16 protein-coding genes, 4 tRNA genes, 1 rRNA gene, 1 riboswitch and 1 other annotated feature are annotated in these 16,136 nt (G+C 58.5%); of the genes, 9 read left to right on the top strand and 12 right to left on the bottom strand.

Annotation, left to right across the window (positions count from 1 at the left end; genetic code table 11):
* Nucleotides 1–1,577 precede the first annotated feature (1,577 nt).
* From ligD to ku, 5 genes are all read right to left on the bottom strand, one after another.
* Nucleotides 1,578–2,477, bottom strand: coding sequence for a non-homologous end-joining DNA ligase (ligD, locus tag SD70_RS30790; RefSeq protein WP_041052387.1), 900 nt, complete (start codon nt 2,475–2,477; stop codon nt 1,578–1,580).
* 188 nt (nt 2,478–2,665) lie between these two features.
* Nucleotides 2,666–3,310: a hypothetical protein gene (locus SD70_RS30785; protein ID WP_156158292.1), complete on the bottom strand. Its 645-nt coding sequence runs from the start codon at nt 3,308–3,310 to the stop codon at nt 2,666–2,668.
* Between the two features lie 112 nt (nt 3,311–3,422).
* Complete coding sequence (locus SD70_RS30780) at nt 3,423–3,920, bottom strand: hypothetical protein (protein ID WP_041052385.1); 498 nt, start codon at nt 3,918–3,920, stop codon at nt 3,423–3,425.
* A complete protein-coding gene (locus tag SD70_RS30775; protein WP_197081236.1) occupies nt 3,898–4,281 on the bottom strand; it encodes a hypothetical protein in 384 nt (127 codons plus the stop codon). Before SD70_RS30775 ends, SD70_RS30780 begins: the two co-directional genes overlap by 23 nt.
* A 289-nt stretch (nt 4,282–4,570) precedes the next feature.
* Nucleotides 4,571–5,467 carry a non-homologous end joining protein Ku gene (gene ku, locus SD70_RS30770; protein ID WP_041052383.1) on the bottom strand — a complete coding sequence of 299 codons (897 nt, stop codon included), beginning with the start codon at nt 5,465–5,467 and terminating at the stop codon, nt 4,571–4,573.
* Between the two features lie 137 nt (nt 5,468–5,604).
* On the opposite strand from ku, the gene SD70_RS30765 reads away from it, so the two are divergent.
* The 7 genes from SD70_RS30765 (at nt 5,605) to SD70_RS30730 (ending at nt 12,420) form a co-directional block, all read left to right on the top strand.
* Nucleotides 5,605–5,805 carry a hypothetical protein gene (locus tag SD70_RS30765; RefSeq protein WP_041052391.1) on the top strand — a complete coding sequence of 67 codons (201 nt, stop codon included), beginning with the start codon at nt 5,605–5,607 and terminating at the stop codon, nt 5,803–5,805.
* The gene (locus SD70_RS30760; protein ID WP_041052382.1) at nt 5,802–5,981 is read left to right on the top strand and encodes an H-type small acid-soluble spore protein; all 180 of its coding nucleotides are present in this window, start codon (nt 5,802–5,804) and stop codon (nt 5,979–5,981) included. The genes SD70_RS30765 and SD70_RS30760 overlap by 4 nt, the downstream gene beginning before the upstream one ends.
* 475 nt (nt 5,982–6,456) lie before the next feature.
* Entirely contained in the window at nt 6,457–6,954 is a 498-nt protein-coding gene (tsaE, locus tag SD70_RS30755; RefSeq protein ID WP_041052381.1) for a tRNA (adenosine(37)-N6)-threonylcarbamoyltransferase complex ATPase subunit type 1 TsaE, read from the top strand.
* Between the two features lie 478 nt (nt 6,955–7,432).
* Nucleotides 7,433–8,245 carry a tRNA (adenosine(37)-N6)-threonylcarbamoyltransferase complex dimerization subunit type 1 TsaB gene (gene tsaB, locus SD70_RS30745; protein ID WP_082053783.1) on the top strand — a complete coding sequence of 271 codons (813 nt, stop codon included), beginning with the start codon at nt 7,433–7,435 and terminating at the stop codon, nt 8,243–8,245.
* A gap of 108 nt (nt 8,246–8,353) precedes the next feature.
* Nucleotides 8,354–8,869 carry a ribosomal protein S18-alanine N-acetyltransferase gene (rimI, locus tag SD70_RS30740; RefSeq protein WP_082053781.1) on the top strand — a complete coding sequence of 172 codons (516 nt, stop codon included), beginning with the start codon at nt 8,354–8,356 and terminating at the stop codon, nt 8,867–8,869.
* Nucleotides 8,870–8,872: 3 nt separating this feature from the next.
* Nucleotides 8,873–9,892, top strand: coding sequence for a tRNA (adenosine(37)-N6)-threonylcarbamoyltransferase complex transferase subunit TsaD (gene tsaD, locus SD70_RS30735; RefSeq protein WP_041052379.1), 1,020 nt, complete (start codon nt 8,873–8,875; stop codon nt 9,890–9,892).
* Nucleotides 9,893–9,990: 98 nt separating this feature from the next.
* Nucleotides 9,991–10,275: a binding site (T-box leader), on the top strand.
* Nucleotides 10,276–10,848: 573 nt separating this feature from the next.
* Entirely contained in the window at nt 10,849–12,420 is a 1,572-nt protein-coding gene (locus SD70_RS30730) for a 2-isopropylmalate synthase (RefSeq protein WP_041052378.1), read from the top strand.
* 858 nt (nt 12,421–13,278) lie between these two features.
* Here the strand turns inward: SD70_RS30730 and SD70_RS38910 are convergent.
* Together SD70_RS38910 and SD70_RS38905 are read right to left on the bottom strand one after the other, a co-directional pair.
* The gene (locus SD70_RS38910) at nt 13,279–13,599 is read right to left on the bottom strand and encodes an ABC transporter C-terminal domain-containing protein (RefSeq protein ID WP_041052377.1); all 321 of its coding nucleotides are present in this window, start codon (nt 13,597–13,599) and stop codon (nt 13,279–13,281) included.
* Nucleotides 13,554–13,949, bottom strand: coding sequence for a CBO0543 family protein (locus SD70_RS38905; protein ID WP_052488082.1), 396 nt, complete (start codon nt 13,947–13,949; stop codon nt 13,554–13,556). Before SD70_RS38905 ends, SD70_RS38910 begins: the two co-directional genes overlap by 46 nt.
* Before the next feature lie 171 nt (nt 13,950–14,120).
* Nucleotides 14,121–14,270, top strand: a riboswitch (cyclic di-AMP (ydaO/yuaA leader).
* 2 nt (nt 14,271–14,272) lie between these two features.
* Between SD70_RS38905 and SD70_RS30715 the strand changes: the two genes are divergently transcribed.
* Both SD70_RS30715 and SD70_RS30710 read left to right on the top strand, forming a co-directional pair.
* Nucleotides 14,273–15,145 (top strand): C40 family peptidase, encoded by an 873-nt coding sequence (locus tag SD70_RS30715; RefSeq protein ID WP_041052376.1) that lies wholly within the window; start codon nt 14,273–14,275, stop codon nt 15,143–15,145.
* A 163-nt stretch (nt 15,146–15,308) separates the two neighbouring features.
* Entirely contained in the window at nt 15,309–15,536 is a 228-nt protein-coding gene (locus SD70_RS30710; protein WP_041052375.1) for a hypothetical protein, read from the top strand.
* A gap of 106 nt (nt 15,537–15,642) precedes the next feature.
* On the opposite strand, the gene SD70_RS30705 is transcribed toward SD70_RS30710, so the two are convergent.
* The 5 genes from SD70_RS30705 to rrf form a co-directional block, all read right to left on the bottom strand.
* Nucleotides 15,643–15,716: transfer RNA gene (locus tag SD70_RS30705), tRNA-Pro, on the bottom strand.
* 3 nt (nt 15,717–15,719) lie between these two features.
* Nucleotides 15,720–15,796: transfer RNA gene (locus SD70_RS30700), tRNA-Arg, on the bottom strand.
* A 50-nt stretch (nt 15,797–15,846) separates the two neighbouring features.
* Nucleotides 15,847–15,920 (bottom strand) — tRNA-Met (locus SD70_RS30695).
* A gap of 9 nt (nt 15,921–15,929) precedes the next feature.
* A tRNA-Val gene (locus tag SD70_RS30690) sits at nt 15,930–16,005 on the bottom strand.
* Nucleotides 16,006–16,040: 35 nt separating this feature from the next.
* Nucleotides 16,041–16,136 (bottom strand): 5S ribosomal RNA (gene rrf / locus SD70_RS34315); the annotation flags it as partial.

Below are 16,136 nucleotides of genomic sequence, written 5' to 3'. Positions count from 1 at the left end.
GGGAAATGGGGCTGTAGTTGCTTGGCGGCGCAAGGTAGAGAGGCGTTTTGTTGGGTGATGGCTCGGAGAGCCATTATTTTGTTGACCCATTATCATAGCCTGACGGTTCTCCACAGTGTCAGTCAACGTCAAACGGAGCGCTCTTTGTCGCCTAACGTCCACCGCGCTTCCCCGTCGCCATGTTAAGCACAAAGTCGCTAATTTGAGCCATTGGTGACGTTATTTTTAACGAAATAGGTAGGGAACGGGGGTTTAAGACCAGTTGTTCCATGGAGAGCGAACATTTGTCGTTGGTAGCGTCAACAAGGTCTCTATCCTTGTGTTTTCCCTCAGAATCGCCAAAACAGCGTCTCTGCGTTCTCCAATTAGCGACTTTCGTCGTTATTCTCTCGAGAGGGATATACGGCACCGCCGTACTGCAGGGGAGCGTGGTTTGCCTGCATTACGCCTCCCCGGTGATCCGGCCAAGCCATTACCGGCACCGAGCACGCAGAGAGTGAAAAGTACGATATACGCCACCCATTCAGCAATCTATCCACCCGTTACCAACACCGCGCACACAGCGCAATAAAATTGTGATTATACGCTGCCTTCCAGGGAACCAGCAGCGCAACGGCAGAACACTCTGATCAGCAACAGGCATCTCACGCCAACAGCACACCTCAAGCCTTACCCCATCAGACATTGAGGTGTATTTGCTGGGTGGTAGCTCGGCGAGCCTCTCTTTGCTATCCCGTTAATATGGTCTAGAGGTTCCCAAAAGTGTCAGTCGACGTCTACTGAGGCTTCCCCATTGCCGTGTTAAGTACAAAGTCGCTAATTTGAGCCTTTAGTGACGTTATTTTTAGCGAAGTAGGTTGAAATCACGGTTTTGAGACCAGTTGTTCCATGGAGAGCGAACATTTGTCGCTGGCAGCGTCAACAAGGTCTCTATCCTTATATTTTCTCTCAGAATCGCCAAAACAGCGCCTCCGCGTTCTCCAATTAGCGACTTTCGTCGTTATTCCCTTGAGATGGTCATTCGGCACTGCCGTGCAGCAAGGGAGCGTGGTTTGCCTGCATTACGCCTCCCCGGCGATCCCGCCATTGCACATTACCGGCCCGCGCACACAGAGAGTGAAAAGTTCGCGTATCTGCCATGCATCCACACACTCCCAACACATTACCGACACCGCACACATAGCGAATGAAAAGTTCGTTATACGCCACGCATCCGGCAATCTACCCACCCGTCACCGGCGCCAAGCACAAAGCGAACAAATTACAACAATATGCCGCCTTCCCAACGATCTTGCCGCGCAACGGCGAACACCCTGATGATAGGCAATCCTACGCCAACGGCACACCTAAAGCCACACCAAATAGACATAACCGACCAATCCGTTACAGCAAGCAACCCCCTCATATTAGAACCCACGTAAACCGTTTCCTCCCCAGGAAACCCGCCCCAACCATCCATCGTTTTCCTCGGACAGCGGCCGTATTTTGCTGTATTCCAGGTGCTGCTCAAAATGGCTCCCCAATCCTCATCATCATTGTGTTCCTGTACTCCATCGGCCTCATCTCCGTATAAACGGCTATTGCAGCCGCGCCAGCACGTGATCGAGGTTTTGCGGCGGGCACTTCTCGATCAGGTCCCCCACCCGCTGCAGCCGCGCGACGATATTGGTCAAGTTAAAATCGCGCGGGTCGGGGTTCAGCGCCACTTCGTCCCACGTGAGCGGCGTGGAGACGGAGGCTGCCGGACGGGCGCGGGGCGTGTACGGGGCGGATAGCGTTTTACCCCGCCAATGCTGCAAGTAGTCGACGTAGATCAGATCGCCGCGGTTCTTTTTCAGCCGCTCGATCGTGAACAGCTTCGGGTGCTTCTGCACGACGTACGACGCCACAAAATGCCCGACCCTGCGCAGCTGCTCGAACGTGTACCCGCGCCGGATCGGGACGTAAATTTGCACGCCGGTCGCGCCGGATGTCTTCGGCACCGACTGAATGCCTACGCTGTGCAGCGTTTCGCCGATAATCGCGGCCGCCTTCATGATGCGCGGCTCGACGTTCACGCTCGGGTCGATGTCGATCAGCCACTCCGCCGGCAACGTTTCGCCGATATATTCGAACGACGGATGGAATTCCAGGCAAGCGAGATTGCCGAGCCAGAGCAGCGTCGGCACCGAATCGAGGACGACGTAATTGATGTCGCCGAGCCGGGCGGTGCGAACGAAATCGGGCGCTCCTTCGGGGCAATTTTTTTGGTAAAACGATTTCGGATCCCCGGCCCCGTGCGGGAACCGAATCGTCGTCAAATACCGGTTGCGCGTGTACTTCAGCAGGTACGGCGCCAAGGCGAGCAGCCGCTCTAGATACATCAGCTTCGTAATTCCGGCTTCCGGCCAGAGCGGCTTGTCCGGGTTCGTCACAGTCAATTCGAAGCCTTCGATGCGCAGCGTCGCTTTCGTTTTCGAGTGGGTGGTGACAGCCATGGCGGCGCCCCCTTTCGCAAGCATAACGTTCGCTACTAGTGTAGGCGCTATGGCGTGCGTTCATGCGGCCGAGTCGGCCAGTGCCCGGCAGGCGGGTACGGCCCGCATCGGCCGCCCGCCGGCAAACAGGCGGGTTTGCCGACCATCACGCAAAAAGAGCACCGGGGGAAAGCTCCCCCGGTGCTCTGCTATATACCCGCTGTCTTGCCCGCTTCCCGCAGCAGCGCTTCCGCTGCTTTGCGCACCGCAGGCTTCCCGTCCCGGACGTATTGTTCGCCAATGGCCAGGAGCTGCGCGGATAGCTCGGGAGCTACCGGCGCAATCCGCACGAGACCGTCCAATATGCGGGCGCGATGCTTCCCGTCCCAGGCGGCCAGCGCATCCCGCAGCGGCGGAACGACGGTGCGCGCCGACTCCTCATCCGCTGCCCCGTACCTGCACAAGGCGTCGACAGCATAGTCCCGGACGGCGACGCTGCCGTCTTCGCGGATGAGCCGGGTGAGCGTGCGCAGCAGCGGGAAAATGCGCTGCGGCGCATACGGCGCGGCCAGTGCTATGGCATGCGCCGCTTCCCAGCGAACGCGAGTGGACTTATGCGCAAGCAGCGGGCCGAGCCGCTCCATGTAAGGGACGATCAGGAGCGGGAACGTCTCCGCTACTTTCGTCATCACTTCCGCGCAATCGCCGATCAGCGCTGCGTTATTGCCGGATAGCCCGGCGGCGATGTTCTCCAAAAGCTTGGGCTCGCGCAAGATTTGCTCGGCCGCTGCGCGGTTTGCGTCCTGCGTGCGCCGGCCGATAGCAGAAGATAACCTCTCCAGCATCGTCATCATGGTCGCCCCCCGTCGGATCTGTGGTATATGTACAACCTGACATTCCTATTGTAACAGAAAAAGGAAGCGATGACTGTGAGTTGCACGACATTTTTCAACAAATTAACCAATTTTATGGATTCGCTTTCTTCGTCCGCACAAAGACGTGCATGAGGAGCCGAAACACGGCGACGGTCAGCAGCTGTACGAGCACATATACGAGATACGAATAGCGGAGCGACCACCCTTTGTAACGAAATACGTGAAAAGCTACGGCCAAAGCTTCGAAAGCCGTGCCAACTATCGCCCAGCCGAACACATATAAGGCAATGGCAGGACCCTTGATGTTCCACTTGTCGTACAAGTATATAAACAAGTATCCGAAAACGGGATACATGCCCCAGGTCGGCAGTTCGGAAAAAGTTAATTTGGGATTGACGTTGGTATCGTACATATCTACGGGCGGGACGCCGATCGTATGATCCATGCCCAAGGGCAGCGCCAGACTCAACATCATGACAAGAGCGGATACGCTTCTCGGCAGCCGGAGCGGCAAAAGGGCAACCAGCACCCAGCCTGCGGCAAAGAAAAACGTGCTGAACCAGACGTTAACTTCGGGAAATCTGACCATGCCCTATCCCGTCTTTCCGCATGAGATAACGAACGAGCCGCGCCGAACATAACGCCGCTATCAGCGTGATGGATTTGATAGGAGTGTATAGCAACAAGCCGTTTCCGCGGAACTTGACGACACCCCACCTGTCGAGAAGCCAGCCGCCCAAAAAGATAAGGGCAAGCGTTGCGGCATAGCATGCCGCTCTGACGGAGAAGCGCTTTTGCACGAGAACCTCATCCAACACCCAGGTCAAGAGAAGCGGGCTGAGCACCTCGGTATAGACGATCCGGATTACCGCCATTTCCTTGCTATCCGGGATCGAGATCCAATGCCGATTGACCAGAAAGTAGGAATAGATGGGGGAGTTGACCGCCATGACGGTGAACCAGACCGCCAACAGTTCGAAAAGATGAAGCCGCTTTGTTTTTACGCAAAATACGGTCAGAGCCAGGAGAACAAACGACAAAAAAAGCGACCGTCAGCATGAGCAAAAACCACCTTCATTCCATAATCCGGCCAAGTCTGTAGTCAATATGCCCCGCTAAACGTTTTTCCACTCGTCCGGACAAAATCGTTCACGCCGGGCTGTAAATAGAAGTTCCGTTCCCCGCGCCAAAATAGGACCAAGCCCGAATTGTCGGGGCTTGGTCCTCGCCGCATCACGGTTAGGAGACGGTTTCTTTCGCTTTCCCTTTTTTGCCTTTCGTCTTCGCGCCCGGCGCGGCTGCGGAGCGGTCCTCGCCAGCCGCCGCCTTTTTGCGTCCGGCATCCGGCTTGCCCGTATCTGCGGCGATCGGCTTCATCGTCTCCAGGCTCGCCTGCAGCGCAGCCATCAGGTCGATGACGTTCGTTCGCGGCTGCTCCGGCGCCGCCTGCACCTCTTCCCCGGCCACCTTCGCCTGGATTGCCTCCACCAGCGCATGCCGGTAATCGTCGGTATACTTCTCCGGCTCGAACGGGACGGACAGCTGCTCGATGAGCATTTTGGCCATTTCCAGTTCTTTGTCCGTCGTCGAGACGCGCTCCGGCAGCCCCGGCACCTGGCTCACGGGACGAATCTCGTCCGGGTAAAAAATCGTCTCCATCGCGATGCAGTTGTCGACGATCCGAATCGCGGCGAGCGAGCTTTTGGAGCGGATCGACACTTTGGCGATGCCGATTTTGCCGGTATCGCGCATCGCCGCCAGCAGCAAATTGTACGCGGTCGCGCCCGTCTCGTTCGGGGCGAGGTAGTATGTTTTCTGAAAATAGATCGGGTCGATGTCGGCCAAATTGACGAAATCGAGAATTTTGATTTCTTTCGTCGCGCCTTCCGTCAGCCGATCCAGCTCGTCCTTCTCGAACAAGACGAAGCGGCCCGGCTCGTATTCGTAGCCTCTCGTAATGTCCTCCCACGCCACCTCCTCGTCGCAAGTCGTGCATTTGCGCACGTAAGAGAGCGGGGTGATGCATTTTTTATGGATATATTTCATGTGAATGTCTTTCTCTTCCGTTGCCGAGAACATTTTGACCGGCACATTGACGAGACCGAAGCTGATGGCGCCTTTCCAGACCGTATGCATAGGCGTACCTCCTAATCGTATTAGATGCTAGTATGCCTTTTCCGCGCGTCTTGTATGAATCCGGCATTTGCGGGAAAATCTATGGTCAATGCCGCGGCCGCGGCGATTTTACAGCTTTTGCAGAAGGAGGATCTGCGGTGGCGGAAGAGCAATTCGGCGCCGAGCCGTCGGAGCAAGGCCGGGACGACCACTTTATGGACATTGACCGGATCGTGAACGAAGGCTTGGGCGGCGGCATAGTTTCGATGAACAACGGGCTCATCGAGGAGTCGACGACCGATACGATGGATCATCCCGAATCGGCACTCAATCCGGAAGGAAAGGGGAGCGAAGCATGAACGTAGATCGCGCGGAGAAAATTGTGCAAACTAGCGAGCGCATCCAGGTGAAGCTGGACGGCGTGCCTGTCTGGATCGACAGCGTCGACAGCGCCACCGGCAAGGCGACGGTACACAACGAGGATAATCCGGCGCGGGTCAAAGTCGTAAACGTCGACGACCTGCAGGAAGCATAGGCGTCTTGATGGAGGCCGACTGACGCAAGAAGAAACGGTCAAGGCGTCCGTTCCAGGCGGCCCCCCGTTTCTCGCACGGAATCAGCCAAGTACAGGCGCGGCATAGGTTTGGCCGGCGCATGCACAAAGCCCGAACTTCGGCAAAATGGCCAGGGGTTGCGGGCTTTGTGCCGTTTTTCTATAATCTGATTATGCACTTTGCCGGAAATCGGGTATTGCGGTATGCGGCAGCGGGGTTATAGAGGAACGGTGTTCCGTTATTTGGCGAAGCCTTGCATGAGTTTGGCCAAATAACGGATGATCGTTCCGCTATTTGGCTCGATTTAGCGTGCTGGTTAAGTTGTTTCGGCGGATTTGCGGTGAATAGCGGATTCCGGTTCCGTTAATTCCGGGAAATAACGGGAAATGAAGCGTATAGCGGAACGCTGTTCCGTTATACGCGCATCTCAGTTTTGGAAGGCGGGCGGCGGCAAGCATGGGCGAGAAGGCGGGTAACCGCGAATATACATACGCATCCGGCAGTGAAGCGGATACGGACAAGCTGGCGGCGGCGCTCGGCGGGTTGGCGTCCTCTGGCGCGGTGCTGACGCTGGACGGCGAGCTTGGCGCAGGCAAAACCCGGTTCTCGCAGGCGTTTGCCCGGGCGCTGGGCGTGACCGGCGTCGTCAACAGCCCGACGTTTACGATTATTAAAGAGTACGCCGGCAGGCTGCCGCTGTATCATATGGACGTGTACCGGCTGTCTGCGGAAGAGGCGGACGAGCTCGGGCTCGACGATTATTTTTACGGCGATGGCGTAACGCTCGTGGAATGGGCGTCGCTCATCGCGGAGCTGCTGCCGTCGGAGCGGCTGGAAATCCTTATCGCGCACGCGCCGGGCGGAAGCTCTGGGCGGCTCATTACGCTGCTTCCGCACGGCGAGCCGTACGACGGTTGGTGCAGACAGCTGCGCAGCGAAGGGCTGCTGAAGTAGCCCGGGCGGGGCGTCATGCAGGCGCGCGTTGGGTTGCCATCCGTCGAACTGGCCGCAGAGCACTCGCAACCAACCAACCAGCCCGTGCACACCAATCAGCACTCCTCCAATTGGCTAAACGCTAGGGCCGCCATTCACAAGAATATCGACGGTGGAGTGGCGGCTGACTGTGTTCGCATACGGTGCAACGTGATGTATTTGGTGGAAGAACCGGGACGGCCGGGGCTTGACCGAGAGCGAGCGCGGGGTGGGCAGTTGGTGCGGTTGGGTACGTTGATTGGTGGGAATGGGCATGACGCGGGGACTGGAACGCTGGTGAGTTCAATGGCTAAGCGGCGGGGTGCGAATGGCGGGTGCTGGGTTGGTGCGAATGTTAGTGCGAAGGCCCGAGTGACCCCCCGGTGCGATGGCGAGCGGCTGGAGTGAATGGCCGTCTCGTTGGTTGATGCATTTCGGTTCGAGTCAGAATTTAAAGAAGATGAGGCGTGTGACGAGCATGATCGATGAACAAATGGAGGCGGCAAGCGGATTGACGGAAGCGCAGCGGCAGGAACGTCAGCAGCGCGCCATAGCGGCGGCGGTCGGGCTCGTGCTGGCGCTCGATACGTCGACCGCGGCGATGACCGTCGCCATGCTGCGCGGCGGGGAAACGGTCGCCGAGCGGTCGGCGCCGGGCGAGCGCAATCACGGCGTGCACTTGCTGCCGGCGGTGCAGGAGCTCACGCGTTCGCTTGCACTGCGGCCGCGCGACCTTGCCGCTGTCGTTGTAGGCGCCGGCCCGGGCTCCTACACCGGCGTGCGCATCGCCGTTACCGCGGCGAAGACGCTGGCGTGGACGCTGCGCGTGCCGCTCGTCGGCGTCTCGAGCCTGGCGGCGCTCGCGCTCGGCGCGCACCGCCGGCTCGGCTCCGCCGCCGGCGCGGCTGGAGCGCCCGCTGCAGAAGGCGGGCGCCGCTGGCTCGTGCCGCTGCTGGACGCGCGGCGCGGCCAAGCGTTTACCGCCGTCTACGAAGCGGACGGCGGAGGTGCTGCCGGCGACGAGCTCCAGGAGCTCGCCGCCGACGGCATCCGGCTCGTCCGCGACTGGGCGGACGAGCTGCGCGAGCGGGCGGCCGCCGCAGGCGGGCCGCTGGAGCTCGTCTTCTGCGGGGAGACCGCCGGCTTGCGGAAACGCTGCTTGCAGCGTTTGGCGCCGGCAGCGGCGGCGGTCCCGCAGGCGGGGTGCGCGCGCTCGCGCTGCCGTGCGAGCTGGCGGCCCGCGACGTCGGCGCGCTCGGCGTGGCGCGCCTGAAGCGGGGCGAAGCGGACGAGACCCATACGTTCGTGCCGAACTACACGCAGCTGGCTGAAGCCGAAGTGAAGCTACTCGCCAAGCAGCAGCAAGGAGACTGATGCCGCCATGAATCCGCAAAGCATGCGCCGCGAAGGGCCGCAAGGCGAGCCGGTGCGGACGAGCTTCCGCCCGATGCGGGAGTCGGACATTCCGGTCGTCTGCGCGATCGAGCAAGAATCGTTTCCGACTCCGTGGACGGAAGGGGCTTTCCGCAACGAATTGTCGAGCAACAACTTTGCGCATTACGTCATTATGCAGGATGCCGAGTCCGGGGAAATTGCCGGCTACGGCGGGATGTGGCTCATTTTGGAGGAGGCGCATGTGACGAATGTCGCCGTCCGCGCTGCGTTCCGCGGCCGGGGGCTGGGGGAGCGGCTTATGCGCGAGCTGATGAGCAAGGCGTCTTTTCTCGGCGCACTGCGCATGACGCTGGAGGTCAGGCAGTCGAACCTGATCGCCCAGGGGCTCTACGAAAAGGTCGGATTTCATGCGGTCGGCGTCCGGCGCGGCTATTATACCGACAACAACGAGGACGCCGTCATTATGTGGGCGGACTTGCCGAAAGCACGAAGGAGTCCTTAATTGATGAACGAACAATCCGTTTGCATATTGGCCGTGGAAACAAGCTGCGACGAGACGTCGGTGGCGGTCGTCGAGAACGGCGTCCGCATTCGCTCCAACGTCGTATCCAGCCAAATCGAGACGCATCGCCGCTTCGGCGGAGTCGTGCCGGAAATCGCCTCGCGCAAGCATGTCGAATCGATTACGTGGATGATCGAGGAAGCGCTGCAGCAAGCCGAACTGACGACGGACCGCCTGTCGGCGATCGCCGTTACGCAGGGGCCGGGCCTCGTCGGCGCGCTGCTGGTCGGGATCATGGCCGCCAAATCGCTGGCCTACGCGCTCGAGCTGCCGCTGATCGCCGTCCATCATATTGCCGGGCACATCTACGCCAATCAGCTCGTGCAGCCGATCGAGTATCCGGCCATTGCGCTCGTCGTTTCGGGCGGCCATACCGAGCTCGTTTACCTCGAGGCTCCGGCCCGTTTCCGCATCGTCGGCCAGACGCGGGACGACGCCGCCGGCGAAGCGTACGACAAAGTTGCGCGGGCGCTCCGTTTGCCGTATCCCGGCGGGCCGCATATCGACAAGCTCGCGCACGAAGCGGACGTGGCGCAGGAGATGCCACGCGCCTGGCTCGAGCCCGACTCCTACGACTTCAGCTTCAGCGGGCTGAAATCGGCCGTCCTGAATACGGTCAACCAGGCCCAAATGCGGGGCGAAGCGCTGCAATCGGCGCAAATCGCGCGCGGCTTTCAAGAGTCCGTCATCGATGTGCTGGTGACGAAGGCGCTGCGCGCCGTAAACGAGTTCTCGGCCCGGCAGCTGCTGCTGGCCGGCGGCGTCGCCGCCAATCGCGGGCTGCGCGCGCAGCTCTCGGAGCGATGTGCTGAGCTAGGCGTGCCGCTTATCGTACCGCCGTTGTCTTTGTGCACGGACAATGCGGCGATGATCGCGGCCGCGGCGTTCCTGAAATGGGAGCGGCGCGATTTTGCCGAACTCGACTTGCAGGCCGTGCCGCTGCTCAATCTGGAGACATGGTGATGCAGCCGTACTGCTTCTGCGATGAAAATAGTCGCAGTCCATGCATTGACAACGCCGCACTTGCATACTATAATCACATACAAGTTATTTGAATAAAGTGAAACGCAAAGAACGGGAACAGTAGGAAGCCAGCGCGTTCAGAGAGCTGCGGGTCGGTGCGACGCAGCACGTTAGCGGATTCCGAAGCTCGCCTGGGAGCGGTCATGCGGAACACGCCGAGCCCCAACACTGGAGCGGCAGGCGTCGGTACGGATGAACGGGTCGCCTCCGTAACCAGGCCAGAGTGGGTGTTAACGCAGCGTGCGGAAGCTTCGGCTTCGGCGGACGCCAATCGTTGCACCAACAAGAGTGGTACCGCGCGGGCACAGCCTGTCGTCTCTTTCGAGACGGCAGGCTTTTTTGCTGCATCAGAAAGTATGAGCTGCGCTTATACTTAGGCTGATTCCGCAACTAGTGCGTTATGCTGGAGGAGCAGCGGCGAGCAACATGCAGGGAGTCGCACAGCCAGCTTAACGCCGGGAAACGCGCTCGTCGCTCGTCCTAAGGACGGCGCAAGCCGGTTCCTCTTGATTGCCCGGGGCCATCGCCATATTGTTAACTGCCGCCATGAACAAGAGCAGTAAGAAGCTTCCCCTCGTGCAGAAAGCTGCGGGTCGATGCGACGCAGCCGAGGGACTTCCGAACTCGCTTGGGAGCGGGAGCCGTCGAACCGCCAAGCAGCTTTGCGGCCGCAAGCTGTCCATGCGCATTAGATGGCAACGGGTCGCCTCCGTTATCGGGCTTCGAGCGGACGCGCATCGTCCGGCAAGCTTTTGCCGGCTGGCCATGCAGCGTCAAGCAGAGTGGTACCGCGTCGGGATATCGACTATTCGCCCGCCGTCTCTGCAACGGTCTACGGACTGTTGCGGAGAGGCGGGTTTTTGCTTGACCACATTTATTTTTAAGGAGAGATCGCTATGAACCCCACTACTTCAAAACGTCGCATTCGCATTTTCGATACAACGCTCCGTGACGGCGAGCAGGCGCCGGGCGGGAGCCTAACGCCTGAGGAAAAAATCCGCATCGCCCGCCAGCTCGTCAAGCTTGGCGTGGACGTCATCGAACCCGGCTTCCCGATTTCGAGCCCCGGCGATTTCGCCGCCGTCCAGGCGATTTCGCGCGAGCTGCAGGGCGTGGAGATTTGCGGCTTCGCCCGCGCCGTCAAGGGCGACATCGACGCCGCCGTGCGCGCCACCGCTGATGCGCCGCTGCGCAGGCTGCATTTGTTCCTGTCGTCGTCGGATATCCACATCGACTTTCAGCTGCGCAAGTCGCGGCAGCAGGTTGTCGAGCTGGCCCGCAGCATGGTCGCCTACGCCAAGCAGTTTGTCGACCGCATCGAGTATTCGCCGATGGATGCGACGCGGACGGGGGAAGAGTTCCTGTTCGAGATTGTGGAGGCGGTTATCGCCGAAGGCGCGACGATCATTAACATCCCGGATACGGTCGGCTATGCGCTGCCTGAAGAATACGGCCGGCTGTTCCGCCGGGTGCGGGAAAACGTGCGGGGCGGAGATACGGTCGAGTACAGCGCGCACTGCCACAACGATTTGGGGCTGGCGGTGGCGAACAGCCTGGCGGCGGTACAGGCCGGCGTAACCTACGTGGAAGTGACGGTCAACGGCGTCGGCGAGCGCGCCGGCAACACGTCGCTCGAAGAGCTGGCGATGGCGATCGAAACGCGCAAAGAGACGCTCGGCGTCGAGACCGGCATTCGCCCCGAGGAAATTTACGCCGCTTCGAAGCTGGTCAGCCGCACGATGCATATGCCGATCGCCTTCAACAAGCCGGTTGTCGGCCGCAACGCGTTCCAGCACGAAGCGGGCATTCACCAGGATGGACTGCTCAAAAACCGCAGCACCTACGAAATCATGGATCCCGAGCGGCTCGGCATTCCGCGCAGCATGATCATCCTCGGCAAGCATTCCGGGCGCCATGCGCTGCGGCATCGCGTAGGGCAGTACGGCGTGACGCTTGCGGATGACGAACTGGAACGGCTCTACGCACGGTTTAAAGAAACAGCCGACGCGCAGAAAACCGTCTCGGACGACGAGCTGATCCGCCTCATCGGCGAGACGACGGCGCGGGTGATCGACCGTTTTGCGGTGCGGGACATCCAGGTCGTCAGCTCTTCGGACCGGGCGCGCGTCGCTTCGATCGTCATTACGGATCATGAGACCGGCGAGGAGCAAGTATACTCGGCAACCGGCGCGGGCCCGATCGAGGCGCTGACCGCGTGCATCAAGCAGGCCATTCCGCTTGAGGTGGAGTTTGAAGATATGGAGCTTCATTCGCTCTCTTCGGGCGAACAGGCGGCAGGGGAAGCAGAAGTTACGGTGCGCGTCGGAGAGGCGCTGTACAAAAGCTCCGCCCTTGACCAAGACGTACTCATGGCGACGGCCAAAGCGTTCCTCTCCGCCTGCAACCAGGCGCTGCGGGCGCATGCACCGGTTCGCGTCCCGTCGACGTCGGCAGCTTCCGCGGGGTAAACGTTATACTGTACACAGGGGGTGTGGGCAAACTTATCCACACCCCCTGTGCACATTGTGGGTAAATGATGCGAAAGCTTGCGGCAGAACGGGTTGGCGAAACGTGAAAATGGAACAACTTTTTCACAGGCATCTGTGGATGATGTGGATAAAATTGTGCAAAAATGCCCTTTTCTCCGCCACGCATAGTGGATAACGCTTGCATTTTGATAGTTGTGATGTGGACAAGGTTGTGGATAAAGGTGCGCAAGATGGAAGGAGGAGTGGGGCGATTGATGGTTTCGGTGGGGTGAAAAAGATGCTTATGACCAGTTGAATGGGTGCGGTATGTCATTTGCATGTAGCATCGAGCGACGTGGGTGAATACGTCCGGTCACGATACTGTAGTGGCCTAACGGAGATTGTCGATTCATTGTGTGCAACTGCATCAATTGCAAATTGTGCATCTCTCAGCGACTTTTTCAGCAAAAAAGGTGATGTAAGATGCAGAAATGTACACGTGATTTTGGCGAAATGACCTCAATTGGGCGGATGGACTTCAAAAACATGTACGGTTTTACATTTGGTTCGTTTTAGCTCGCTAATTTTCCCTCATCTACATGCACGTTTTGCATTTGGCTTGGTTGGCGCATTCTAACTCAGACTGTTCTGACTTTCGAGATCCATAATGAATCGACAGGCTCAAGAGCCAAGGTCTATTGCCCCGGGACATTGGCGTCCCCAACTCCGTTAACGATGCTGAGACGATATATATATGGCTGCAGACTTAGCTTGCGACGGTGCTGCAAACCTATATTCCTCTACTTAAACTGCTTGCCGCTTTTTAGCGCAGCGCTGCACAGCAAAAAGCAGCCGCTCTTATTCGAGCAGCTGCTCCCATTCTTCGTACGCGGCCGTGAGCTTGTCCCGACAAACTTCGATCGCTGCGTTTTTCTCTTGTACGAGTACATAATCGTTGTATACCGCCGGGTCGGCCAGCGACTGCTCCAGTTCCGCGAGCTCGGCTTCCAAGCCGGCGATATCGCGCTCGAGCTGCTCGAGCCGGCGCTGCCGGCTCCGCTCCTCGCGCTTCGCCTGCTTGTCCTGGCTCCACGTACTGCTGCCGCCCCCAGCACCTGACGCACCACCCGCCGCTATACCAGCGCCCGCGCCGCCAGCCTGCGTCCCGGCGCCGCCCACGCTACCAGCGCCCGCGCCCTCAGCCTGCGCCCCGGCGCTGCCAACACCCAGGCGCAAACATACAAAACCTGTTTTCTCCCGCCGTCCGGATAGTTGCCGAGATAGAGCAGCACGAGCGACGGATATCCTATCAGCTCGACGCCTAGGGATATGATCGTATGGTTCGGATACAGCCACTTCTCCCATGCATTCGGCGTAAACGTCCAAAAAGGGCGGTTGTAATTGATAAAATTGTTCATCAAATCGCCTATGATCAGGAAAAGGATCGTCGGGTAATACTTTCGCCAATGCTTCCAATCCCCCCAACGCCACGCGGCAAGGGCAAATATGAGCTGAATCGCGATATGCACGGCAAACCCTCTATCTCGTTTGGTTTTCTTCTATATCATTTACACATAATGCTAAATTTATCATCCCTTGGCCGTCTTCGACGCGGCGGAAAGCCTGCAGCAGGCGACTGTAAATTTTTGAGGGTTGATCCTTACCGGCACTATGTGTTAGTTTATACCAAGGAAAAAAGATGAATAAAAATGCCGAATCCGGTCGTACAGAGCGAACGGTACGGGGGACTTTTTTTATGGGGTGAATGCAGGATCGGCTACGGCTGGCCAGCTAGGGAAATCCTCTTCCCGAACCCGTCAACTAACCTCGGAGGCAAGCGGAGGGGAAAGTTTTGAAACGTTTTTGCAAAACCGTTTTTTTGTCATGCGCCATTTGGGCAGCCGGCGCCGCCTTGCATGCAGGTTCGGCCCATGCCGACTCCACCCAGTACGGGGTGAAAATCCAGATCAACGATTCGCTCGTCAATTTCCCCGAATCTGCGCCGTTTATTGACGGCAACGGGGATATGCAGGTTCCCCTTCGGCCCGTAGCCGAGCAGATGGGCTATTCCATCGATTGGACTGCGAACGGAACCGAAGTCGATGTAACCCTGAAAAATAACGAGCGCATCTTGAAGCTGAAGAGCGGTTCGACAGCCGCCGAAGTGAACGGCAAGCAGACGGCGATGTCCTCGCCCGTTCTGTACAAAGACGGCCAAGTATTCGTCCCTGTTCGTTTCATCTCCGAATCGTTCGGATACATGGTGCAATGGGACAACCACAACGGCATCGCCATCATTTGCAAGGACGGCAAATACCATGCTCCTGCTTGGTGGGCTCCGGCGCAAGCTCCAGCCGTATCGCCTTCCGCCAAGGTGGTAGCGACGGCAAAATCGCTCGTCGGCGTGAAGTATGCTTGGGGCGGAACGACCGTTTCCGGGTTCGACTGCTCCGGATTTACCCGTTACGTGTTCGATCAATACGGGATCGATCTGCCGCGCACTTCCCGCGAAATGTTCGACAGCGCAGGCCAGACGGTTTCTTCTTCCGACCTGAAGCCGGGAGATTTGGTCTTCTTTACGATCGGGAGATCGACGTCGCACGTCGGCATCTATTTGGGGAGCGACGCCTTCGTATCCGCCACGTCGACGCACGGCGTTCATGTCGATTCGCTGGACAGCAATTACTGGGGTTCCAAGTACATAGGCGCTAAACGAGTGCTGTAACAAAACGAAGAGAGCCCGCTGCACGGGGCTCTCTTCGTTTTTGCCGTTTGTTCTTGCCGGGCGATTCAACAAAAATTTTTCTGCGTCCTAGTTTTTCATACAAGCCAAAATGAAGCCGCGGAATACGCTGCAGTATCCATGTCCCGGAAGGCGGTGATTTCCGATGGCCAAAACAAGAGCAAGCCGGGTGTATTACGCGAACCGCTTCGTTATTCCGAGTTGCCGCCGCTTTTGTGTCAATGTCTGCAATCGTCTGTTTCTTGTCGGTCGGCAGCAGTGCATCGCCGATTGCTTAAACTGCGGAGGTTTGCTGTTCGGCGGCGCTGCAAAGGCGAAGGTCAAGTCCAGAAAGTCCGGATGCGGATGCGGCTGCGGTAAATGCAAAAAGTGAAAAACGTTCGCGGCTTGGCGGTGGCCCGATACGCGTGCGTGAAGCTGCAAAGTTAAAAAGAGAGGTGCGACAACGCACCTCTCTTTTTATTCGTTATTTTGAAGTATCGAGACGACAGGATTCGAACCTGCGACCTCTTGGTCCCGAACCAAGCGCTCTACCAAGCTGAGCCACGTCTCGATATGGCGTGCCCTGAGAGATTCGAACTCCCGGCCTTTTGATTCGTAGTCAAACGCTCTATCCAGCTGAGCTAAGGGCACAGGCAAACAGGCGCATGACCCGTATAATTACGTTCATTAGAGGGATATTATTGCGGGGGCAGGATTTGAACCTGCGGCCTTCGGGTTATGAGCCCGACGAGCTACCGGGCTGCTCCACCCCGCGATAATAAAGTGGTGAACGCTGACGGGATCGAACCGCCGACCCCCACCCTGTCAAGGTGGTGCTCTCCCAGCTGAGCTAAGCGTTCATCCTTAATGAAAACAGTCCACCTGACGGTGGTCCGCTTGGCGACGTCCTACTCTCCCAAGACCCTGCGGTCTAAGTACCATCGGCGCTGGAGGGCTTAACGGTCGTGTTCGGGATGGGTACGCGTGGTTC

Origin of the sequence: Gordoniibacillus kamchatkensis, assembly GCF_000829455.1 — a bacterium.
GTDB classification, from domain to species: Bacteria; Bacillota; Bacilli; order Paenibacillales; family NBRC-103111; genus Gordoniibacillus; species Gordoniibacillus kamchatkensis.
The sequence above is the reverse complement of the archived record's forward strand: the minus strand, read 5'-3'. Positions and strand labels throughout refer to the sequence as shown.